Raw genomic sequence first — 21,937 nt, forward strand, 5'->3', positions numbered from 1 at the left:
TAAAGATCGATTTAAACTAGTCGATAACATAAATGCACCGTCCATTCTAACAAGAAAAGTATGCAGCAATCTGAAATTCTATCTGTAGCAGAACGTCTTATCCCGGCCTACCACGCCGAAGATTTCGAATTCCTTCTTTCTCAAATGACAGAAGGCGAATCTCCGTCTCTAAAACTGCTGGTTAAAATGGAACTGAATCGTATCATGGCTCCGTGTACAAAGAGCATTGATTTACGTGGGCGCATTGATAATGAATGTCGTCAGTTCACGTTAGACGGCCGTAAGCACTGGCTCGATGACATCGCGTTAAACGCATACCAACGTGGTACTAAAAAGTTTAAGGGCTACACAGAAGGCGCATGGGAGTTAGTCATGACTCCGCGAACTCAGCCTCTGAGCGTTGTTAAAACGTCTTCTCAAGGTAACCACGATATTACTAGCGCCAATAGCCCGTATGAAGCGGAAGCTATTAACCTAGGTTACGACTTAAAACGTCAAGAGAACAGACTCAAGATTAGCTCACAGGTTGAGATCACCACATCGAAAGGGCAAAGCCTACATGGTGTAACGGTTGATATCTCCCCGTCGGGTGCAAAGTTCAAGGTGCCGAGCGCCTTTCGATACAACCTCGGCGAAATCATCAGCGTTAAGTTCTCAGAGCTTATCGAAAAGTCCCAAGAAAACGATGTTAACCAAGCGGTTGAATTTCGTGTTCTGGGTATCGATGAATCATACGAGAACAATGCGGTCAAATTTCTAAGAACCATCAAGGTTAGCGACAATAATATTGTGGCTCGTTTGCTTGATGAGTCTTTAAATAGCACCAGTAAGAAAACCAGCCATGAGAACCAAGATAGGATCATTAGAACTCGTACACGAGGCATCGAACACACCTACCTAAAACATACCTGTAACCTGCCTTTGTTCTTCAGCGGTAGCGAACTCAAGCTTGCCCTACTGACGGATAACAACCACCCGTTATGGCAATACTGGCACGACGAGCGTAATCAACAAGCGCTGGGCACCCTGTTCAACGAGCAACGTATGAACCTGCTGGCGAAACCAGGAGTGAAGGGAACCAGTAACGTTATCTACTCTTTTACCCATGAACACCAAAGCAAGACCTTGTTCTATTCAATGATGCTACCTGAAGCCTCTCGTGAACAAAGACAACTGTTCTGGCACATCGGTGGTAAACGTAAAAGTTGGAAGGCGTTCAAGTTCTCGGTTTTCGAACTTTCAGACACCGAGCGACAAGCATTAGCTAAACACTCGGATACGCTCGCTCAAAGCTCAGCTCAACTGACGCATTGCGGAATTTTGCAAGAGATCGGCGATCACGAAAGTGCAGCTGACTATCTTTTGAGTGAAAAGCCACGCATTCCAAGCAGTGAATTGAACCGCTTCCGTCACCCGCGTACTGTCGTTGGCAATATTCAAAGCATCTACTTTGATTCTCAGACTCGTCGTAAAGAGCCGAGATACCAATTTAAGTCACCGTTGCAACTGACATCACAAGATGGCGCAGCGGCGAACGGACACACCTTAGATATCTCGAAGCGTGGACTGAGCATTAGCCTTGAACACCCGATGGCACTCAAGATTAATGATCCGGTATTAGTGAACTTCAATGAACTGCAGCTCTATGACAAGAACCTGCCACTGAGCACGGTGCCTTACCATGTAATTCGAGTGAGCCCGAATGGCCGTAACGTGCAATTGGTTATTGCCGAGAATACCAAGACAATGCGTACCATCGCTTTCCTTAAGGGGCTTATCGACCAAAATCAAAGCAAACTGATTAAGAAGCAAGAGATACTGCCAACGAACTCGTTGCTAGAATCATTGCACAATATATTGCTAAGCAAGATGGTCAGTAACCCGATCTTCATTGATAAGCCAAGCTCAACGCTGCGCTGTAAGATCATTGGTGTTAATTTCCCACTGAATAAGCACCTAACGTTACTGGCTAAGCTTGGACACAACCAAAAGTTCTCACTAGAGCCAATATTTAAGGGTCACACTAGCTCATTACTGGCTGAGCCAATGAAAAGAATCGAAGGCGCAGAGCCTAAACATCATGACGTCTATATTGCTGCGGTAAAGTTTGGTGACAAGATCCAATCGGTGCATACCAAGCTCGTGAAAGATTTTGCTTCGGCAAAAGAACGCATCTTATTCATTAAGAAGGCGCAGCACTTAGGTGATGTGTATGTGCTGCGTGTTACAACCGCGCCAATCTTTAATCCATTGACCACCTTGTTCCAATCGGATTTAGAAGCACTGGCACGAATTAGCATGCACCAAGCGAAGAAGCTAGAGAATGAGATCACCGCTTTTATCGGCTATGGTGAAATCGAAGACATTACTGATGAAGTGTTGATTCGATTAGAACTGACTCGCTAGCTTCGAATGATGTCTTAACTTAAGCATAAAAATAGAAAAAGCAGGCTCATCGCCTGCTTTTTTGTGTCCGTTGTAAACGCGCTCTTGTTTAGCGCTTAACGAATATGACTAAGGTTTCGCTTGCCAACTGATTTTTTGTTGCTTTGCTAATACGCCAGACAAGATACACAGCACACCACCTAAACCTGCGTAACGCACTGCGGTTTGAGCTTGCTGCTCTACCTTGGGTTTTGCATGGTAAGCAATCCCTAAACCCGCAGAGCCCATCATAACCAAGTCGTTAGCACCATCACCCACAGCAACCGTGTTATGCAGTTCCAATTCGTACTCTTCAGCCAACTCTACCAAGATATCCGCTTTGGTCTGCGCCGAAACAACATCTCCTAAGACTTCCCCCGTCAACTTACCATTGACGATCTCAAGCGTGTTCGACTGAGCATGGTCAAGATCAAGGGTATCTTTCAGGTAGTCTGAGAAGTAAGTAAAGCCACCGGATGCGATAGCAGTTTTCCAGCCAAGTTTATTGAGCGTATTAACAAGTTCAACAAGGTCTGGCATGAATGGCAGAGATTGACGCACTTGCTCAAGAATCGCTTCATCAGCACCTTTAAGTGCTCCAACCCTCTGGCGAAGGCTCTGTTCAAAATCGAGCTCACCTTGCATTGCGCGCTCTGTAATTTCAGAGACTAATTCCCCCACTCCAGCTAACTTAGCGATCTCATCAATACATTCAATTTGAATCGCTGTGGAGTCCATATCCATCACAATCAAACCTGGCTTAGATAAGTCTGGGACCTCGCTAAGGCAAGCATAATCAAGCTTCAATGCTTGTAGGATTTCTTCGTGGGCAGGCGTTAAATTGCCTGACATCAAAGCCACTTCATAATGCCCAACCTTCCATGTATCGAGAATGGTGTTGTAAGTGCCAGTGAAAAAGTCGATGTCATCAAAATATTGTGGAGATAGGTACTCGCCAAATACAATCCAGTTGGCTTTGGTCTTAGCGAGTTGAGAAGCGAAACGAGTCTCGGGGAGTCGAGTTAATAATGTCGTATGCCTTTTAATCGGCAGATATTTCTGAGCGTCCATGTGTATGATTCCTAATTAACTATGCTAAACGTTAACCTATTGCAATTTGAAAACGCAAGTCTCAATATGTCTTAATCATAACATTTGTTTATTTCAGGCTTCGTGAAACATGAATGAATCATTGTTCTCAATACGTAACGCTTTACGAATGCTAGCCCTCATTTTGTTGGCTACCATGTTCGTTGTAACGATTAAAAATACGGTCGTGATCAGTAAAGGTAACGAGAAGATCCAAGCAAAACAGTTGGAAACTCTTACTAAGCTGCTTATCTCTCAGGCATCACTTTCAGCCAGCAAGATGATCACGCAACAAGACCAAGAGCGATTGCTTGATCTCACTAACCAGCTATCCCAAGACCGATTGGTGTTCGATACCACCATCTATGACGCAGAGGGTATTCGACTGGCTTCGAGCGAAAAAGCCCTCTCGGTACGTGAGGTTCTTGGCTTAGATACGCCACTTTCAACAGCAAGTATCGGCAGACAACAATTAGTTGAACCTATTTATTCACCAGAGAAGACGATCATCGGCTTTATTCGAGTGACTTTTGAAACCGGAAAGATGACGGCGATTTCTGATCACCACTACCGCAAAAGTGATCGCTATATGATTGGTATGGTTTTGATGGGCTTCGTCAGTGGTGTGTTGTTCATTATGTTGATTCGTAGAAGACCAACTAAGTCAGGCGAGAACTTACTGTTGAAAAACGTAAACTCATAACGACTCAGTTCAAAAGATCCAATAAAAAGCCCCGACGCTCAGGCAGCGTCGGGGCTTTTTGTTATCTGTTACTTTATCAAGCTACAGTGAAGAACAATTATTCTTGGTCACCAAGAAGCACAGAATCCAGTGCAATCACCATCATGTCGTTGAAGGTCGTTTGACGTTCATCTGATGTGGTTTGCTCACCGGTTTTGATGTGATCCGAAACAGTACAAATCGTCAGAGCTTTTGCGCCGTATTCTGCACAAACGCCGTAGATACCTGCCGCTTCCATCTCAACGCCGACGATGCCGTATTTGTCCATAACTTCGAACATTTCAGGATCTGGCGTGTAGAACAGTTCAGCAGAGAAAAGGTTGCCGACTTTAACATCCACACCGCGAGCTTTAGCTGCATCTTCTGCCGCGCGCACCATTTTGTAATCTGCGATAGCCGCGAAGTCATGACCTTTAAAGCGAATGCGGTTCACTTTTGAGTCGGTACATGCGCCCATGCCAATAACCACATCACGCACTTTGATATCTTCGCTTACTGCACCACAACTACCGACACGAATGATCTTTTTCACACCAAAGTCTTTGATCAGCTCAGTCGCGTAAATAGAACAAGATGGGATGCCCATACCGTGCCCCATTACCGAAACCTTACGACCTTTGTAAGTACCCGTGTAACCAAACATATTACGAACATCACACACCTGAACTACTTCTTCTAAGAAGGTTTCAGCAATGTATTTAGCACGTAGCGGATCGCCTGGCATTAGAACTACGTCAGCGAAATCACCCATTTCAGCATTAATATGTGGAGTAGCCATTGAAAATATCCTTAGTCTCAAAACAAAAGAAAAGAGAGAGGTTTCCCTCTCTCTTAGTTAACCATTACAGAAAGCTTGTACCGTATCCCATTGGCGATGTGCCAAAGTATGACGCTAAGCTTTGACCGATATCAGCGAAGGTATCACGACGGCCTAGAGAGCCAGCTGGAACCTTGTTACCGTAAACAATCACAGGGATATGTTCACGAGTATGGTCTGAACCCGGCCATGTTGGGTCACAGCCGTGGTCTGCAGTTAGGATAAGCACGTCATCTTCTTTCATCATATCGATGATTTCATTGATGCGGCCATCAAAGTACTCAAGCGCAGCTGCGTAACCTGCAACATCACGACGGTGGCCGTATGCTGAGTCGAAATCAACGAAGTTAGTGAACACGATAGTGTTGTCGCCCGCTTCAGTGATCGCTTCTTTAGTTGCTTCAAATAGCGCTGGAATACCTGTTGCTTTGGTTTTCTGAGTGATACCACAACCTGCGTAGATATCAGAGATCTTACCGATTGAGTGAACGTTGCCGCCCTTCTCATCAACCAGTTTCTGAAGTACCGTCGCCGCTGGTGGCTCAACAGAAAGGTCACGACGGTTACCAGTACGTTCGAATTGACCTTTACCTGCGCCAATAAACGGACGAGCGATAACACGACCAATGTTGTAGTCAGCTAGCTCTTCACGAGCAATCTGACAAAGGTCTAATAGGTTTTGTAGGCCGAATGTCTCTTCATGACATGCGATCTGAAAAACAGAATCTGCAGAAGTGTAGAAGATTGGCAGGCCAGTCTTCATGTGTTCTTCACCTAGGTTATCTAGGATTTCTGTACCCGATGAGTGGCAGTTACCTAAGAAGTCAGATAGACCAGCACGCTCAAGGATGCGATCTGTCAGTTCTTTTGGAAAGCTGTTCTCTTTGTCAGTGAAGTAGCCCCAGTCAAACAATACCGGTACACCTGCGATTTCCCAGTGACCTGATGGCGTGTCTTTACCAGAAGACAGTTCAGCAGCGTGACCGTAAGCGCCAATTATCTCAGCGTCTGCATCCATACCAGGAGCAAAACGACCTGTAGACTCTTTGTGAGCCATCGCTAAACCTAGCTTAGACAGGTTTGGCAGCGTTAGTGGACCTTTACGATCCGCGTTATCTGCAAGGCCTTGATCACAATGGTCAGCAATGTGACCCATTGTATCCGAACCTACATCGCCGAATGTGTCAGCATCCGCTGTTTCACCGATACCGAATGAATCTAAAACTAAAATAAATGCTCTTTTCATTTTCTTCACCAACTTATTGCTCTTTGCACCAGAACTCTGTTTATCGGTATACACGAGGTATACCGATACCTGTTATTTACACGTCTTCAGAACGAATCTGACGGTAAACATCTGGCGTTGCTGTATATTCTCCGCCCACAGTGATTGCATTTTGTAATGCCGTCGCAGCTTCTTGCCACTGTTGTTCATTGCGAGCATGAATCATTGCTAATGGTTTATCGTCGCTTGTTACTTCGCCAAGGCGAATGAAGCTATCAAAACCGACTGCGTAATCAATGTTGTCTGTTGCTACGCGGCGACCACCGCCCATACCAACTACAGCCATACCAATGGCACGCGTATCCATCGCTGATACTACACCGCTTTCAAGTGCGTACACTGGTTTAATAATGTCTGCTTTTTCTAGGTAGTTATCGTAGTTCGTTACGAAATCTGCTGGGCCACCAAGGCCCGCTACCATTTTACCGAAGCACTCTGCTGCTTTACCGTTATCCAGTACTGCCATCAGTTTTTCACGCGCTTCGTCTGAATCTTTAGCTAGGTTACCCAACACCAACATTTCAGCACACGATGCTAGAGTGATCTCTAATAAGCGTGGGTTACGGTATTCGCCTGTTAAGAATTGAACCGCTTCACGGACTTCAACTGCGTTACCCGCTGAAGAAGCCAGAACTTGGTTCATGTCCGTTAGGATTGCTGTTGTCTTAGTACCTGCACCGTTTGCTACTGCAACGATCGATTTCGCTAGCTCTTCTGACGCTTCGTAAGTCGGCATGAATGCGCCTGAACCTACTTTTACATCCATCACTAGAGAATCAAGGCCAGCAGCCAGTTTCTTAGATAGGATTGAAGCGGTGATCAGTGAGATGTTGTCGACTGTTGCTGTGATATCACGAGTCGCATAAACACGCTTGTCAGCAGGTGCTAGATCACCCGTTTGGCCGATGATCGCCACGCCAGCGTCTTTGGTTACTGCACCGAACACATCGTTGGTAGGTGTAATGTTGTAACCAGGGATAGATTCGAGCTTGTCTAGCGTACCGCCAGTGTGGCCTAAACCACGACCAGAGATCATTGGAACGAAACCGCCACATGCTGCCACCATAGGGCCAAGCATCAGAGAAGTTACGTCGCCAACACCTCCAGTAGAGTGTTTATCAACGATTGGGCCATCAAAGTTCATGTGGCTCCAATCAATCACCATGCCTGAATCACGCATTGCACATGTTAGTGCGATACGTTCTGGCATCGTCATTTCATTAAAAAAGATAGCCATTGCGAATGCAGCAATTTGGCCTTCAGAAACCGTGTTTTTAGCGACACCTTGGATGAAGAAGTTAATTTCTTCTGTGGTCAGTACTTCGTTATCACGTTTTCTGCGAATAATTTCTTGAGGTAGATACATTAGTGCCTCCCAAACTCTAGTGAGTATGGTTTGTAGGGAAAGAGGTAATGTGGAGTGACTTAACGCCACTCCATCAAACAGACTTGTTATTTTCAATACTCTAAATATTTAGCGTTGCAGCTAGGCGACTATTCTCTTGAAAGAAAATCGAAGTTCATTCCTATGAGCATAGAGGCTCTATGTGATTAGGACGGCCGGCGAACCGGTGAACTTACGCAGTCAACAACGCTGCGGCGTCAAATATGACGAGTAAATTAGTATGCTGCTGGATCAGCAGTTTGGTCTGTCACTTCTAATGTATTAAGAAGGTTAGTTAGTAGGCTTGAAGCGCCAAAACGGTAGTGCATGTTGTCTGCCCACTCAGCGCCTAGTAGCTCATCAGCCATTGCTAGGTATAGTGCTGCATCTTGCGCAGTACGTACGCCACCAGCAGGTTTGAAACCAACTGTTTTAGCAACGCCCATGTCACGAATAACTTCTAGCATCATGCGCGCGTACTCTGGAGTCGCGTTTACTGGCACTTTACCTGTTGAAGTTTTGATGAAGTCTGCACCGGCTTCGATACAGATTTGAGAAGCTTTCTTGATCAGCGCTTCTTCTTTCAGTTCACCTGTTTCGATGATCACTTTAAGCGTGATGTCACCACAAGCTGCTTTACACTGTTTAACTAGCTCAAAGCCAACTTCTTCGTTGCCAGCAATAAGAGCACGGTATGGGAATACTACGTCAACTTCGTCTGCGCCGTACGCTACTGCTGCTTTTGTTTCTGCAACAGCAATTTCGATGTCGTCATTACCATGAGGGAAGTTAGTTACAGTCGCAATGCGTACTTCTGGAGTACCTTGCTCACGCAACGCTTTCTTAGCGGCTGGGATAAAGCGAGGGTAAATACAGATTGCAGCGGTATTGCCTACTGCAGTCTTCGCGTCATGACAAAGCGCCACTACTTTTTCAGTAGTGTCGTCGTCATTTAGCGTAGTTAGGTCCATAAGTTTAAGTGCACGTAGAGCTGCTGCTTTTAAATCGCTCATTTCTATCTCCGATCAATATATTCAAATAGTTAACTACTTCGCCCTCCATCCAGTATAGATGGATATTTTAGTAATGCTCAGTAGCCACAAATGAACGGACTTGGTTCCCTGAAGACTTGATAACTTTCGCTACCAATTGCAATCCTTGTCACCGCACAGTACCAGTTTGGTCTATGGCACAACAAATCAGTCATGTTGTGTCTAACATCTATAGCGTATCGCTAATTTTGGCTTAATCCCAGAAGAATAACGTTCGAGTTGATTTCGAGGTTACTTTCTTGCCAACAGAGACATCCTATCCCTTTAGCTTATACATTATAGGTATCCATCAATAAATTGTAGTGCTCCTTAGAACGCAAACGGTTTGTATCTCAAAAAAACATTCTAGACCCATTGTCGACTTCAAGCTGATGCTTATGCTCATGCCAAAGAATCACTAGGCCTAAAAACAAAAAAGCCCCGCAGCAATTTCTTGCTACGGGGCGATATTATTATGGCGTCTATATATCGATTTCTAACTAATTAGAAAGACAGGAAGAAGCCAGCAATTGTTGCTGCCATCAGGTTAGATAGAGTACCAGCAATTACCGCTTTAACACCCATACGTGCGATGTCATGGCGACGGCTTGGTGCAATACCACCTAGACCACCTAGAAGAATCGCAATTGAAGAAAGGTTTGCGAAACCACATAGTGCGAATGCGATGATAGCTTGAGTCTTCTCAGACATAACTTGACCAGTTGCTGCAACAACTTGAGCGTTTTCACCAACGTATGGTACGAAGTTTAGGTATGCAACGAATTCGTTAACAACTGTCTTCTGACCAATGAAAGAACCAGCGATAGTTGCTTCTTCCCATGGAACACCAATGATGAATGCTAGCGGTGCGAAGATCCAACCTAGAAGAAGTTCTAGAGTTAGGTTTTCCATACCGAACCAACCACCGATGCCACCTAGGATACCGTTGATTAGAGCAATTAGACCGATGAATGCTAGTAGCATTGCACCAACGTTAAGTGCTAGTTGTAGACCAACTGATGCGCCACCTGCTGCTGCGTCGATAACGTTAGCTGGTTTGTCATCGCCACCGTCCATTTCGTCAGCGATGTTGTCGTCTGGCGTATCTGTTTCAGGCTTGATGATTTTAGCGAATAGTAGACCACCAGGTGCTGCCATGAATGACGCTGCAACTAGGTACTCTAGAGGTACACCCATAGATGCGTAACCTGCTAGTACACCACCAGCTACAGAAGCCAAACCACCACACATTACTGCGAATAGTTCAGAGTTAGTCATTTTAGGAACAAATGGACGAACAACTAGAGGTGCTTCAGTTTGACCAACGAAGATGTTTGCTGCTGCAGACATAGACTCGGCGCGAGAAGTACCTAGAGCTTTCTGAAGACCACCACCAAGAACTTTGATTACAATTTGCATAACACCAATGTAGTAAAGTACAGAGATAAGTGCAGAGAAGAAAATCAGAGTTGGTAGTACTTGGAAAGCAAAGATGAAACCGATACCGTCAACTGAGAAGTTAACTAGGCTGCCGAATAGGAAACCAGTACCGTCTTTACCGTAGTCGATCACGTTTGCTACACCAGCAGAGAAACCTGCAAGTAGATCACGACCCCAAGGGATGTAAAGTACGAATGCACCAAGTGCGAATTGGATAGCGAAAGCGCCACCCACTGTTCTTAGATTAATAGCTTTGCGGTTGTCAGATAGTAGTACTGCGATTGCGATCAGTGCAACCATTCCGACTAGGCTCATAAACAGGCTCATAGTTTATGACTTCCTTATTAGTTATTTATTGGCGTGTTACAAAATGGGGCTATAAAGCGGGGGCAATTATACTCATGCGACCACTAATAAAGTAATGCCGTCCTCACACTTTTGTAGAAGATTCATGTACCATTCACACGCAAATGTGAGCCAAATCACAAGCTCAGTGCAATTTACGCAAACGATAAACAAAAACCTTCGATTTTATTCACATATACCGAATGCGCGATGGCTATTTTGCCAAATTTGCGCTGCAATCGATTGCTTTGGCTCTTTTCTAAGCAAAAAAAGTTCATTTAAGATCGTAACTAAATGTTTGGAATGATTAACATTTCCTTGGTTTCCATACATGGGCATGTCCGGAGCATCTGTCTCCAATACCAAGCATTCAAGAGGCAATTTTGTGATGGTTGTGCGTGTTTTTTGCGCTCTTGGGTAAGTTATCGTTCCACCGACGCCAATATAGAAACCGAGCTTGATCCACGCCAAAGCTTGCTGTTCACTCCCAGAAAAACCGTGAATCACCCCTCCAAAGGTAAACTTGTGTTGCTTTAACAACTCAATAAGTCGGTTATAAGACTTCCTCTCATGGATGATTAAAGGCAGATCAAACTCCTTCGCAAGCTCCATTTGTTGGATGAAAAAGCGCTCTTGTTTCTCTCGTTCAACGTCCACAAAAAAGTCGAGCCCGCACTCACCTATCGCAACACATTGGCTGTTTTTTGAAGAGAGTAATTGGCGAAGTTCCGAAAATTGTTCGTCATTGGCCAGCTCTAAAAAGTAAGGATGGAAGCCTAATGCATAGTAAATATTGGGGTGCGATTGAGTGATTTTGTCGAGTTTTTTCCAGTTACTTTTACCAATAGAAGGAATCAGCAGCTTCTCAACTTGGGCTTGTTTCGCTTCTTTTAGGTAATCATCAATACTTTGATCACATGTAAAGCCTTGCTCAAACGCCTCAAAATCCGCATGGCAATGAGTATCAAACAGCGGAAAGTCACTTATTTGCTGTGTCATATTCCCCACTCTCTGTTTGTTGTCCTTGAGGTTCACGACGATAAGCCACGCAACTACGCTTGTTCTCAGGTGTTAAACCAAGCTCCTCACACCACTTATCGTATTTCTCAATCCAAGCTTTTATCCAACCCAACATCACTGCCTCTAACCTCAGCCTTTAAACCTTAAATAAAACGTATTAAAAAACGCCTATTGCAGAACAATAGACGTTTCTTTTAAACTCGAATAGATCGCGGAGAAATTAGTGCTCGCGCGTCGCTCGGAATTGAACTTCAGGAAAACGTTCAGAAGCTAGGTTCAAGTTCACCATAGTTGGTGCAATGTAAGACAGGTTATCACCACCATCTAACGCTAGGTTAGCTTGGCTCTTACGTTTGAATTCTTCTAGTTTCTTAGCGTCATCACATTCAACCCAACGTGCTGTTGCAACGTTCACACCTTCGTAAATCGCTTCAACGTTGTATTCCGCTTTCAAGCGCGCTACAACCACATCAAACTGAAGTACACCAACTGCACCAACGATCAGATCGTTATTTTGCAAAGGACGGAATACTTGAACCGCTCCCTCTTCAGAAAGCTGAACCAAGCCTTTTAGAAGTTGCTTCTGCTTCAGTGGATCACGCAGACGAATACGACGGAATAGCTCAGGCGCGAAATTTGGAATACCCGCGAACTTCAAGCTTTCGCCTTGAGTAAAGGTATCGCCAATCTGGATTGTGCCGTGGTTATGCAGACCAATGATGTCACCAGCGTATGCTTTTTCAGCACGCGCACGGTCACCCGCCATGAATGTTACCGCATCTGAGATGCTCACGTTCTTACCAGTACGAACATGGTTCATCTTCATACCTTGGTCGTAAGTACCCGATACGATACGCATGAATGCAATACGGTCACGGTGTTTTGGATCCATGTTTGCTTGGATCTTAAAAACGAAACCAGAGAACTTTTCTTCAGTAGCTTCAACATCACGCTCATTCGCTTGACGCGTTTGAGGTGCAGGAGCCCATCGAGTTAGGCCATCAAGCATGTGGTCAACACCGAAGTTACCCAATGCAGTACCGAAGTAAACCGGAGTCAACTCGCCAGCAAGGAACAGCTCGTGATCAAACTCAGGACATGCGCCGATAACCAATTCAAGCTCTTCACGAACGCTGCTCGCCAGATCTTCGCCAACAGCTTCGTCTAGTTCAGGGTTATCTAGACCTTTGATGATGCGAACTTCTTGGATCTCATGGCCGTGGCCAGATTCATACAAGATCGTTTCATCACGGTGAATGTGGTAAACGCCTTTAAACTCTTTACCACAACCGATAGGCCAAGAGATTGGAGCACAAGCCATACCTAGCTCGCTTTCCACTTCGTCTAGCACTTCCATTGGGTCACGAACATCACGGTCAAGTTTGTTCATAAACGTTACGATTGGTGTATCACGTAGACGCGTTACTTCCATCAGTTTACGAGTACGATCCTCGACACCTTTTGCAGCATCGATAACCATCAAACAAGAGTCAACTGCTGTTAGCGTACGGTACGTATCTTCCGAGAAATCTTCGTGTCCTGGAGTATCGAGTAGGTTTACTAGGCAATCGTTGTATGGGAATTGCATTACAGACGTAGTTACCGAGATACCACGTTCTTTTTCCATCTCCATCCAGTCAGATTTAGCGTGCTGGTTAGAGCCACGGCCTTTTACGGTACCCGCTTTTTGAATCGCGTTTCCGAATAAAAGAACTTTTTCAGTAATCGTGGTTTTACCCGCATCCGGGTGAGAGATAATTGCAAACGTTCTACGTTTGCTCACTTCTTGTTGGAAAGACATAGTCGCCCTTTGCTGATCTAAAGCGTAAAAAGGGCAAGTAGATAATACTTGCCCTTGAATTCTGTGTGAGGATTATACAGAAAGCGTGTCACTTTCTAAAGGGTCAGTTTACACCCTATTTATCGCTGATTCTGTGGTTAGCTATTTAGGGTTAGCTAAAAGACATAATATGATTAGCTAAAGGACATGAAAAGATAGCTCATAATGATCGCATCTTCGTTGCCTTGCTTGGTTGGGTAATAGTTACGACGACGGTCGACTTCATTAAAGCCAACCTTCTCGTAAAGATTAAACGCATTCACATTACTTTCGCGAACTTCCAGCCAAGCACTTTCAGCGTCAGCCTGTTCACACATATCAAGAAAGTGCTCAACCAAAGCTTTGCCGTAGCCTTTACCTTGCTGCTTAGGGTCAACCGCTATCGTCAGCAAAGTCACTTCACCGACAATGTTCTGAGCATAGAAATAGCCTACAACTTCTCCACCCACCTCTAGAACACGGTGGCTACCTCCACGGCTATTAAGATCACGGATCATGTTTTCAGACCAAGGATGAGAATGAGCGGTCTGTTCTATCTGCCAAATAGCGTCGAGGTGTTGTTCTGAAGTTGGTAGTAATTGATTAGTCATAAGCACAAATTTGTTGCCATAAGTCGCGGCGGTGTTGGTTATTACCATTAATGTCAGACAGTAATGGTGACTGTAATGTTTTAGCTTTCAGTTCTTGGACGGACTCACAACCCGCAAACCATACCCACTCAACCGAACCTAAATCCACAGTAGACAAGTGTTGTGGTTGAAGGTGTAAAGCCTGAGACAAGTCGAGCTTGATACTTTTGAGTACTCGCTCAAACATCACGGCGAGATCTTCCTGAGGTTTTTCAGGCGAAACCAACAGTAACTTGCAATCGTTAGAGAGCGGAGTTAACTCAGATTCATAACCTGCTAAACGCTCTGGGTGACTTAGCTCCCATTGGCTAATCCCCATCTCTTGTAGGTATTGCGCGTGTGTTTGTGACATATCTAGCGGTAGTAACCTTAAGTTTATTGGAGCCAAAGTTTATTGAAACCAGAAGTTTGTTAGAACTAGTTTGGTGAAAGCTGCCTCTATTGAAAGAGAGCTTATTAGAACTGGGCTGATACTAACAAAAAATAAAGGAGCATCAAGCTCCTTTATTTAGACTAAATCAGTTTGTATCTTATTGCGTGATAAATCAGCTTATAAGTCGTTGAACTCTGGGCTGTAAGCAATCTCACCAGTATGTCCAGCAAACGCACCGTCTACCAACTCAATCGCTTGGAAAGCACCTTCAGGTACATCCCAAACACAACTCAGACCAAACTCGCTCGCTGCCTTGAAACCAAAGCGGCAGTAATAAGCAGGATCACCAAGTACAACGCAAGCTGGGTAACCAAAATCAACCAAAGTGGAAAACGCATCTTCAACTAAAGATTTGGCAATGCCTTGGTTTCGGAACTCTTCTTTCACAGCGAGAGGCGCAAGCCCTTGCCAGTTATGATCGTCGCCATCAAGAGTGATAGGGCTAAACATCAGGTGGCCAACCACCTCGCCTTCATCAGAACAAGCCACCAGCGATAGTGTTAAATGGCTATTCTCACGCAAGCTCATAACCAAGTTAGCTTCTGCATCGGTTTCAAAAACAGATTTCAATAAACGATCAATGACAAGTATATCTGCCGGTGCTTCAGTTCGAATAAGCATTCATTACCTCACTTTGTGTATCTGGGGATTGTACTCCCTTCTGCACAAAATCAGCTAATTGATTTAACAAAGTTTTCATAGGAGTCGGCAATAAGTCCAAATCTACGCTATCCATCAAGTTTTTGACTTCTAAACCGAGCTCGGTATCGCCTTCAATAGACAGTCTACGTTGGAAGAAAAGCGTATCTGGGTCTTCTTTACGCCCCGCTATCAACACAAGATCGTTAAGATTGCCGCTAAAGCTTACATCTTCAGCCACCTCTTTGTCAGCTACAACCAGTTGCTCATTTTTGTAGCTAATACACCAACTTAACCCCATATCTTTTATTGAGACTTTCAGCCATTTGTCTTCTAAAAACTCAAAGTCACCGTCCTCTAAAGCTTCCTTAAAGACATTCTTAAGCGCCTCCAACAAGGCTCTTTTTTGTACTGTTCTAGGCAATAACTGGACTGGAGATCGCAAAATTGATGCGGCATTTTGAACTAGTTGAGTGCGAATCTTGTTTATCACGTGACTTATCCGTAACTTTGTCAATAATATGGAATGCATCATAGATGATGTTGAGATCTCAGTTACTGTTATGTATCAAATTAACTTCTGTTTGATACTCGACCTTTAATATCCTGAAAATCACAGTTATAGTAACTCAGGTAATGAGAATTACAGCGGATCGCTGCACTCACAGGTAAATATCGATAGCCACACAAAAAGTAATAAATATTTATCGATAGTGAATATTCAAGCTCTTGGAGAATTGGTAGTACTTTGATGCCTCCCCAGCAACTACAACATTGGTTTACCCAGCTAACTGCAAATAGTCCGTTCTTTTTTGCAGTACTTGATGCTCAACATAACTATTTTATGGTAAATGAGCGTTACTGCGATATTGCTGGTTTGAGTCAAACAGAGCTTGCTGGCATGAATGACCGCCAAACATTGGGCGAACAATTCTACCAACATCTTAAGCCTTACTATGAGCGTGCATTCAGTGGCGAAACGATTGAGGCCGAAGTCACACTCAACGAAACTGACCTCGATACCAGCCTTCATTTCAGCCTATCTCCGCTTACCAATGGCAACAAAACCGACTACATCGTCTTTCACGCCTTCGACACTTCAGAAAACCAAGTACTTGTCCGTTCTTTAGAAGAATCCGAAGCCAAATTCCACAAACTATCTCAACTACTTCCAGATGGATTACTGCTCGTTGAAAGTGACTACATCTTGTCATCCAACCCAGCAGCGGCGCGCTTGCTTGGCTTTAACTCAACCACAGAGTTAATTGGTGAAGAGTTGGGACGCCTATTTATCGATGAACAAACCAAAACAGTCTTCAATAATAACCTCAGCTCTATTATTTCTGAGTCTGGTTTGGTTTGCTTAACGGGTGCCCGATGCGGCTTTGAACGTAAGGTTCAGCTCAACATCGACTCCACCACCGTTCTTGGAAGCAACACTCAGCTGGTGCTTATCCAAGACGCACAAGAAACCGCAAAACAATATACACCGGCAAACAGTGAAGATGCTTATATCGATGCACTGACTAAGCTCTACAACCGAGTTGGCTTTACTAAGCGTCTTGAGCAGTTCATTCACAACGATACGCCGGTGGTGATGCTCTACTTAGACATTGATAACTTTAAGAATATCAATGACTCACTGGGTCATCACATCGGTGACAAGGTGATTAAAGAGGTCGCTTCGCGTCTTAAACGCTTGCTGCCTCGTAAGGCCGTGATTGGGCATTTAGGCGGTGATGAGTTTGGTATTATCCTGCCAGAACCTGAACATCAGCGAACACCTGAAATACTCGCTGAAAAGATCATTTCCCTGATCAATCAACCCTTTGATCTTCACCACTTTAGCAAGCGCTTGGCCTGCTCGATTGGTAGCGTGAGCTTTCCTCAAGATGGAACTGATGCTCGTATCTTGCTGCAAAATGCTGACACAGCAATGTATGAAGCCAAAGATCGTGGTCGCAACCGCTTGATCAAGTTCAACGAACAGATGAACAAAGAAGCGCGTATGCGACTGTGGCTTGAGATAGAACTGCAAAAAGCACTGCAACAAAATGGACTCGAGGTTTGGTATCAGCCGAAAGTGAATGCCCGTGATTTCACCATCAACGGCGCAGAAGCTCTGGTTCGTTGGAAGCACCCAGTTGAAGGCTACATCAGCCCTGCTGCATTCATCCCAGTTGCGGAACGTGCAGGTCTTATCGAACAGCTTGGTCGTGTGGTAATGCGTGAAGTATTTGCGACGGTTAAGCGTTGGAAGATGCAAGGTATCCTGCCTGGTCGAGTGGCGATCAACTTGTCTCCAGAGCAGTTTGGTAACCCAAAGCTGATTGATTACGTTGAAAAGCTACTCCGTTCAACAGAACTTGACCCAAGCGCGATTACTTTTGAGCTGACAGAAAGTGCAGTGATGAGTGACAGCGAACACACGCTACAAATGCTAAACGCTATCAAGAGATTAGGATTCGCCTTGTCCATCGATGACTTTGGTACAGGCTATTCATCGCTGTCTTACTTAGCTCGCTTCCCTATTGATGAACTTAAGATTGACCGTGCGTTTATCTCTGATATCGATACGCTACCAAAGCAAATCACTGTGATTGAAAACATCATTAACCTTGGCAAGTCTCTCGATTTAACCGTGGTTGCAGAAGGTGTCGAAACCAGTGAGCAAGCGACTCTGCTATCGAATCTCAACTGTAGCTCCATTCAAGGTTTCCACTTCTATCGTCCTCAACCAAAACAAGACGTCGAAGAGCTGTTCGCACAAAACCGCCGTCATAAGAACTAATTAGAAGATTCGAATACGTCATCCTCCGAAAGCTAAACCAACACATAAAACTACTACTCGTCAGTACCTCAAACGGAGTAAAAGCAGATTTATCCATCTAAACCTGCCTTACATCAATTCCGTCATTCATAATTCTTCATAAAATGCTCGCTTCAACTTAATTCTACTGGTAGTGAGCAAATGGAACTCTTATGCCCAGCGGGTAACTTACCTGCTTTGAAAACCGCTATTGATTGTGGTGCGGATGCTGTCTATATCGGATTCAAAGACGATACCAATGCCCGACACTTTGCAGGACTGAACTTTGCGGGTAAAAAGCTCGATCGTGCTGTGCAGTATGTGCATGACCACAACAAGAAAATTCATGTTGCCCTAAATACGTTTGCTCACCCAAATGGCTTCGACCGTTGGACTAATGCCGTAGACAATGCCGCTGCACTGGGTGTTGATGCGCTGATCATCGCAGATATCGCGGTGCTTGAGTACGCAGCAAATAAGTATCCAGATCTAGAACTGCACCTATCAGTGCAAGCATCTGCGACCAATGCAGTAGCTATCGACTTCTACCATAAAAACTTCAACGTTAAGCGTGTCGTACTGCCACGTGTATTGTCGATTCATCAGGTCAAACAGCTTTCTCGTAATATCACTTCTGACGTTGACCTTGAAGTATTCGCTTTTGGTAGCTTGTGTATCATGGCAGAAGGTCGTTGTTACCTCTCTTCATACATGACTGGCGAATCACCCAATACCGTTGGTGCTTGCTCTCCGGCGAAATACGTTCGCTGGCAAGAAACAGAAACCGGCTTAGAGTCTCGCTTGAACGAAATCCTTATCGATAAGTATGAAGCAGGTGAAAACGCTGGTTACCCAACGTTGTGTAAAGGTCGCTTTGAAGCGGAGATCGATGGTGAACGTAAGCGCTATCACGCACTTGAAGAGCCAACGAGCCTCAACACACTATCCATGTTGCCTGAGCTTTTCGCAGCAAATGTTGCCTCGGTGAAGATTGAAGGTCGCCAGCGCAGCCCTGCTTATGTTGAACAAGTCACCCGTACGTGGCGCGCAGCTATCGATCGCTACTTAGCGAACCCAGAACAATACCAAGTGGAACAAGCTTGGAATGCGACACTGGCGAATGTATCAGAAGGTACACAAACCACGCTTGGCGCTTATCACCGTAAATGGCAATAGAGCCAAATGGAGAACTCAATGAAATACGCATTAGGCCCTCTACTTTATTTTTGGCCAAAACAAGACGTTGAAAGCTTCTATGAGCAAGCGAAATCAAGCTCTGCCGACATCATCTACCTAGGTGAAGCGGTGTGTTCAAAGCGTCGTGAGATGAAAGCGAAACACTGGATGGACATTGCTAAAGAGCTGTCTGCTTCAGGTAAGCAAGTTGTCCTCTCGACCATGGCATTGCTCGAAGCGCCAAGCGAAGTCAACATCATGAAAAAGTACATCGATAATGGTGACTTTGCGATCGAAGCCAATGATGTATCTGCAATTCAGCTAGCCAGCGAAAGCAAAGTACCGTTCGTGGTTGGCCCAGCTGTAAATACATACAACGCCCGCACGCTGAACCTGTTCTTGAAACAAGGTATGACGCGTTGGTGTATGCCGGTTGAGCTGTCTCGCGAATGGCTAAACAACGTGATGACCCAGTGTGAAGAACTGAACATCCGTAATAAATTTGAAGTAGAAGTGTTTAGCCATGGCTACCTGCCGCTTGCTTACTCGGCACGCTGCTTTACCGCTCGCGCTGAAAACAAAGCCAAAGACGATTGCGAAACCTGCTGCATCAAATACCCAACAGGCTTACAAGTCGATAGCCAAGAAGGTCAGTCGGTCTTTAACCTTAATGGCATCCAAACCCAATCGGGTTACTGCTACAACCTAGTCAATGACTTGCCGAGCATGCATGACTTGGTCGACGTGGTTCGTTTGAGCCCGTTAGGTATTGATACCTTCTCTGAAATCAATAACTTCAGAGCCAACGAGCAAGGTCAAAAACCGATAAAGATTGAAAGCCGCCAATGTAATGGTTACTGGCATCAGCTTGCAGGTTTAGACGTTAAGAACATCTAGTTCCTCGCATTGAACTAACCAGCAACAGATACAAAAAAGGTCTAGCATTCGCTAGACCTTTTTAATTCGACTTAAGAAACACGACCTATGCCGTCGCTGTCTCCATCGGTGAGGCATCGAGCTTCTTTAGGTCTTTGTAGAGCATCACCATCACCACCACACTTAGCGCAATGTTAGACAATGGGTACGCAATCCAGATCCCCGGCACACCATACAACTTAGGCATAATGTATAAAAACGGCAGCTGGATAAGCATGTTACCTATCGTCACAAACATCGCCTTGCTGCCCTTGTTCACTGCCTGATAGTAAGCACCTGCAACTACTAAGAAGCCATCCAGCGCCAGTGCAAACATGTGAAGTCGAATACCCAACACGGTGTACTCAACTAGCTGAGGTTCGTCTGAGTTAAATACTGACACAAACTCACGTGGGAACGCGTTCAGAAGCAGCACGAACGCCACACCAATCAATACCGAACTCATCATCGCTATCTTAAGTAACTTACGGATGTTCGCTTGGTTACGCGCACCATGGTTGTAGCTCACCAATGGTTGCATGCCGTTGGCGATACCTTCAGCCGTGAGGTAGTACACCGTCACGATGTAGCCCAAAATCGCGTACGCGCCAATCATCAACTGGTCGCCATATTGAGAGAACAACGCATTGTGCAGCGCCACCATCATCGACCCATAAGCGTACATAAAGAAGCTTGATGTACCAATGGCGAAGATTTGTGGAATCACATCCAGCTTCAATCTCAACTCATTCCAACGTAAACGTAGGTTTGCTCGACGTGAGAAGAAGTAAGCCAAGCCGAGAGCCGTTACCACAAATTGGGCAATTGCTGTTGCTAATGCTGCGCCCATCAACTCCCAGCCATAGAGAGCGATAAACAGGTAATCGAGTACGATGTTAATTACCGCACCAACGATCATCAATATCGTCGCTAGATTAGGGCTATCATCGTTACGCAGTAAAAACGGCATCGCGATCGAACCTAACGTGAAGACACTGGCACCAATCAGAATGTGTAAGTACTGCAGGCCAAGTTCATATACTCGCCCTTCAGCGCCTTGCCAAAGCAAGAAGTTATCAGCAAACAAAAACAGCAATGCAGAGACAATAGGAGTTATCGCTAACAACAAGGTTAACCCCGTTGCTAAGATCTGCTTAGCGCCTTGAGTATCTTTTTCACCTTGACGAATTGAGACAAGCGCACCTGTACCCACACCCACCAACATACCAATACCGAGAATCGAACCAATCACAGGCCACGCAACATTGATACCTGCAAGTCCATCAGCCCCCACATATCGGCCAATGAAGATGCCATCCACCACTTGGTACAGCCCATTAACCAACATGGCCGCCACGGTAGGGATTGTGTATCGCCAAAACTGGCGACGAATTGAGTTACTCATTTCTTACTCTACTTTCATTTGTGAGTCGCATATCAACAAGATATGACTCGAAAAATTAGTTAACAAGGCTAACTAAATATCTAAATTATTTACTTCAAAGCTTTATTTAATAATAGGTTTAGCTGCTGAGATTCTTGCTCAGACAAACGACTTTCCAGTATCTGTGCCATGACCTGATAGATCTTACTTTCTTCTTCCAAGCCAACTTCAGCTTTGCTGGTCAGTACGACCAACTTAGACCTCGCATCTTCGAGCGAAGCTTTACGCTCAACAAGTCCCTTTCTCTCTAACCTTTGAACCATAGTGGTTGCTGAAGGCTTGGTCACCTGCATCTCAACCGCAAGATCAGTCAATCGGATCGGTTCAGGAGAGGCTTGAATGACCTTCAAATAGTCATACTCATTGAAGCTCAATTGGCAAATAGGATCTTCATTTACCTGAGTGCGCCATATCTTGGAGGCGAAGCGCTCAATCTTTTCTAAATTCTGGTTCAGCATACTCACCTAATCAAAGA

20 protein-coding genes are annotated in these 21,937 nt (G+C 44.9%); 5 read left to right on the forward strand and 15 right to left on the reverse strand.

Translation table 11 applies throughout. The features are described 5' to 3' along the window. The first annotated feature begins 60 nt into the window (after positions 1-60). Positions 61-2,406, forward strand: coding sequence for a PilZ domain-containing protein (locus ITG09_13000; protein ID UPR51606.1), 2,346 nt, complete (start codon positions 61-63; stop codon positions 2,404-2,406). Positions 2,407-2,514: 108 nt separating this feature from the next. Here ITG09_13000 and serB read toward each other — a convergent pair whose 3' ends face one another. Continuing rightward, on the reverse strand, positions 2,515-3,495 hold the full coding sequence (serB, locus tag ITG09_13005) for a phosphoserine phosphatase (GenBank protein UPR51607.1): 981 nt from the start codon (positions 3,493-3,495) through the stop codon (positions 2,515-2,517). A gap of 109 nt (positions 3,496-3,604) precedes the next feature. Here serB and ITG09_13010 point away from each other — a divergent pair, with 109 nt between their 5' ends. Next, on the forward strand, positions 3,605-4,216 hold the full coding sequence (locus ITG09_13010; GenBank protein UPR51608.1) for a YtjB family periplasmic protein: 612 nt from the start codon (positions 3,605-3,607) through the stop codon (positions 4,214-4,216). A gap of 97 nt (positions 4,217-4,313) precedes the next feature. Here ITG09_13010 and deoD read toward each other — a convergent pair whose 3' ends face one another. The 12 genes from deoD to ITG09_13070 all read right to left on the reverse strand — a co-directional run bounded on the left by deoD (position 4,314) and on the right by ITG09_13070 (position 15,653). Beyond that, entirely contained in the window at positions 4,314-5,033 is a 720-nt protein-coding gene (gene deoD / locus ITG09_13015) for a purine-nucleoside phosphorylase (GenBank protein UPR51609.1), read from the reverse strand. Positions 5,034-5,097: 64 nt separating this feature from the next. Next, a complete protein-coding gene (locus ITG09_13020) occupies positions 5,098-6,318 on the reverse strand; it encodes a phosphopentomutase (GenBank protein UPR51610.1) in 1,221 nt (406 codons plus the stop codon). 76 nt (positions 6,319-6,394) lie between these two features. Then, positions 6,395-7,723: a thymidine phosphorylase gene (gene deoA, locus ITG09_13025; GenBank protein ID UPR51611.1), complete on the reverse strand. Its 1,329-nt coding sequence runs from the start codon at positions 7,721-7,723 to the stop codon at positions 6,395-6,397. Between the two features lie 254 nt (positions 7,724-7,977). Further along, positions 7,978-8,754, reverse strand: coding sequence for a deoxyribose-phosphate aldolase (gene deoC, locus ITG09_13030; protein UPR51612.1), 777 nt, complete (start codon positions 8,752-8,754; stop codon positions 7,978-7,980). 522 nt (positions 8,755-9,276) lie between these two features. Then, on the reverse strand, positions 9,277-10,539 hold the full coding sequence (locus tag ITG09_13035) for a NupC/NupG family nucleoside CNT transporter (GenBank protein ID UPR51613.1): 1,263 nt from the start codon (positions 10,537-10,539) through the stop codon (positions 9,277-9,279). A 204-nt stretch (positions 10,540-10,743) separates the two neighbouring features. Further along, positions 10,744-11,556, reverse strand: coding sequence for a TatD family hydrolase (locus ITG09_13040; GenBank protein ID UPR51614.1), 813 nt, complete (start codon positions 11,554-11,556; stop codon positions 10,744-10,746). Then, positions 11,537-11,692: a DUF5363 family protein gene (locus ITG09_13045; GenBank protein UPR51615.1), complete on the reverse strand. Its 156-nt coding sequence runs from the start codon at positions 11,690-11,692 to the stop codon at positions 11,537-11,539. The genes ITG09_13040 and ITG09_13045 overlap by 20 nt, the downstream gene beginning before the upstream one ends. A 105-nt stretch (positions 11,693-11,797) precedes the next feature. Next, positions 11,798-13,378: a peptide chain release factor 3 gene (prfC, locus tag ITG09_13050; GenBank protein UPR51616.1), complete on the reverse strand. Its 1,581-nt coding sequence runs from the start codon at positions 13,376-13,378 to the stop codon at positions 11,798-11,800. A gap of 173 nt (positions 13,379-13,551) precedes the next feature. Then, complete coding sequence (gene rimI, locus ITG09_13055) at positions 13,552-14,007, reverse strand: ribosomal protein S18-alanine N-acetyltransferase (GenBank protein UPR51617.1); 456 nt, start codon at positions 14,005-14,007, stop codon at positions 13,552-13,554. Further along, entirely contained in the window at positions 14,000-14,398 is a 399-nt protein-coding gene (locus tag ITG09_13060; protein UPR51618.1) for a DNA polymerase III subunit psi, read from the reverse strand. The genes rimI and ITG09_13060 overlap by 8 nt, the downstream gene beginning before the upstream one ends. 198 nt (positions 14,399-14,596) lie before the next feature. Next, positions 14,597-15,100, reverse strand: coding sequence for an N-acetyltransferase (locus ITG09_13065; GenBank protein ID UPR51619.1), 504 nt, complete (start codon positions 15,098-15,100; stop codon positions 14,597-14,599). Further along, positions 15,084-15,653: an SCP2 domain-containing protein gene (locus tag ITG09_13070; GenBank protein ID UPR51620.1), complete on the reverse strand. Its 570-nt coding sequence runs from the start codon at positions 15,651-15,653 to the stop codon at positions 15,084-15,086. The genes ITG09_13065 and ITG09_13070 overlap by 17 nt, the downstream gene beginning before the upstream one ends. A gap of 216 nt (positions 15,654-15,869) precedes the next feature. Here ITG09_13070 and ITG09_13075 point away from each other — a divergent pair, with 216 nt between their 5' ends. The 3 genes from ITG09_13075 (at position 15,870) to ITG09_13085 (ending at position 20,000) form a co-directional block, all read left to right on the forward strand. Beyond that, the gene (locus tag ITG09_13075) at positions 15,870-17,909 is read left to right on the forward strand and encodes an EAL domain-containing protein (protein UPR51621.1); all 2,040 of its coding nucleotides are present in this window, start codon (positions 15,870-15,872) and stop codon (positions 17,907-17,909) included. Positions 17,910-18,089: 180 nt separating this feature from the next. Next, a complete protein-coding gene (locus ITG09_13080; GenBank protein UPR51622.1) occupies positions 18,090-19,103 on the forward strand; it encodes a U32 family peptidase in 1,014 nt (337 codons plus the stop codon). Between the two features lie 18 nt (positions 19,104-19,121). Beyond that, positions 19,122-20,000, forward strand: a complete 879-nt coding sequence (locus tag ITG09_13085; GenBank protein UPR51623.1) for a U32 family peptidase — start codon at positions 19,122-19,124, stop codon at positions 19,998-20,000. 85 nt (positions 20,001-20,085) lie between these two features. Here ITG09_13085 and ITG09_13090 read toward each other — a convergent pair whose 3' ends face one another. Then, positions 20,086-21,423, reverse strand: a complete 1,338-nt coding sequence (locus ITG09_13090; GenBank protein ID UPR51624.1) for an MATE family efflux transporter — start codon at positions 21,421-21,423, stop codon at positions 20,086-20,088. Positions 21,424-21,512: 89 nt separating this feature from the next. Beyond that, entirely contained in the window at positions 21,513-21,920 is a 408-nt protein-coding gene (locus ITG09_13095) for a MarR family transcriptional regulator (protein UPR51625.1), read from the reverse strand. Positions 21,921-21,937: the final 17 nt, after the last annotated feature.

Source organism: Vibrio cyclitrophicus (assembly GCA_023206055.1).
Lineage (GTDB): Bacteria > Pseudomonadota > Gammaproteobacteria > Enterobacterales > Vibrionaceae > Vibrio > Vibrio cyclitrophicus_A.

Excerpts from the sequence above, each read along its gene's own strand:
- rimI (UPR51617.1), bottom strand. The coding sequence starts at position 14,007 with ATGACTAATCAATTACTACCAACTTCAGAACAACACCTCGACGCTATT.
- ITG09_13020 (UPR51610.1), bottom strand. The coding sequence starts at position 6,318 with ATGAAAAGAGCATTTATTTTAGTTTTAGATTCATTCGGTATCGGTGAA.
- prfC (UPR51616.1), bottom strand. The coding sequence starts at position 13,378 with ATGTCTTTCCAACAAGAAGTGAGCAAACGTAGAACGTTTGCAATTATC.
- ITG09_13010 (UPR51608.1), top strand. The coding sequence starts at position 3,605 with ATGAATGAATCATTGTTCTCAATACGTAACGCTTTACGAATGCTAGCC.
- ITG09_13090 (UPR51624.1), bottom strand. The coding sequence starts at position 21,423 with ATGAGTAACTCAATTCGTCGCCAGTTTTGGCGATACACAATCCCTACC.
- ITG09_13045 (UPR51615.1), bottom strand. The coding sequence starts at position 11,692 with ATGTTGGGTTGGATAAAAGCTTGGATTGAGAAATACGATAAGTGGTGT.
- ITG09_13040 (UPR51614.1), bottom strand. The coding sequence starts at position 11,556 with ATGACACAGCAAATAAGTGACTTTCCGCTGTTTGATACTCATTGCCAT.
- ITG09_13070 (UPR51620.1), bottom strand. The coding sequence starts at position 15,653 with ATGATGCATTCCATATTATTGACAAAGTTACGGATAAGTCACGTGATA.
- deoA (UPR51611.1), bottom strand. The coding sequence starts at position 7,723 with ATGTATCTACCTCAAGAAATTATTCGCAGAAAACGTGATAACGAAGTA.
- deoC (UPR51612.1), bottom strand. The coding sequence starts at position 8,754 with ATGAGCGATTTAAAAGCAGCAGCTCTACGTGCACTTAAACTTATGGAC.
- ITG09_13035 (UPR51613.1), bottom strand. The coding sequence starts at position 10,539 with ATGAGCCTGTTTATGAGCCTAGTCGGAATGGTTGCACTGATCGCAATC.
- ITG09_13095 (UPR51625.1), bottom strand. The coding sequence starts at position 21,920 with ATGCTGAACCAGAATTTAGAAAAGATTGAGCGCTTCGCCTCCAAGATA.
- ITG09_13080 (UPR51622.1), top strand. The coding sequence starts at position 18,090 with ATGGAACTCTTATGCCCAGCGGGTAACTTACCTGCTTTGAAAACCGCT.
- ITG09_13060 (UPR51618.1), bottom strand. The coding sequence starts at position 14,398 with ATGTCACAAACACACGCGCAATACCTACAAGAGATGGGGATTAGCCAA.
- ITG09_13075 (UPR51621.1), top strand. The coding sequence starts at position 15,870 with ATGCCTCCCCAGCAACTACAACATTGGTTTACCCAGCTAACTGCAAAT.
- serB (UPR51607.1), bottom strand. The coding sequence starts at position 3,495 with ATGGACGCTCAGAAATATCTGCCGATTAAAAGGCATACGACATTATTA.
- ITG09_13065 (UPR51619.1), bottom strand. The coding sequence starts at position 15,100 with ATGCTTATTCGAACTGAAGCACCGGCAGATATACTTGTCATTGATCGT.
- ITG09_13085 (UPR51623.1), top strand. The coding sequence starts at position 19,122 with ATGAAATACGCATTAGGCCCTCTACTTTATTTTTGGCCAAAACAAGAC.
- deoD (UPR51609.1), bottom strand. The coding sequence starts at position 5,033 with ATGGCTACTCCACATATTAATGCTGAAATGGGTGATTTCGCTGACGTA.
- ITG09_13000 (UPR51606.1), top strand. The coding sequence starts at position 61 with ATGCAGCAATCTGAAATTCTATCTGTAGCAGAACGTCTTATCCCGGCC.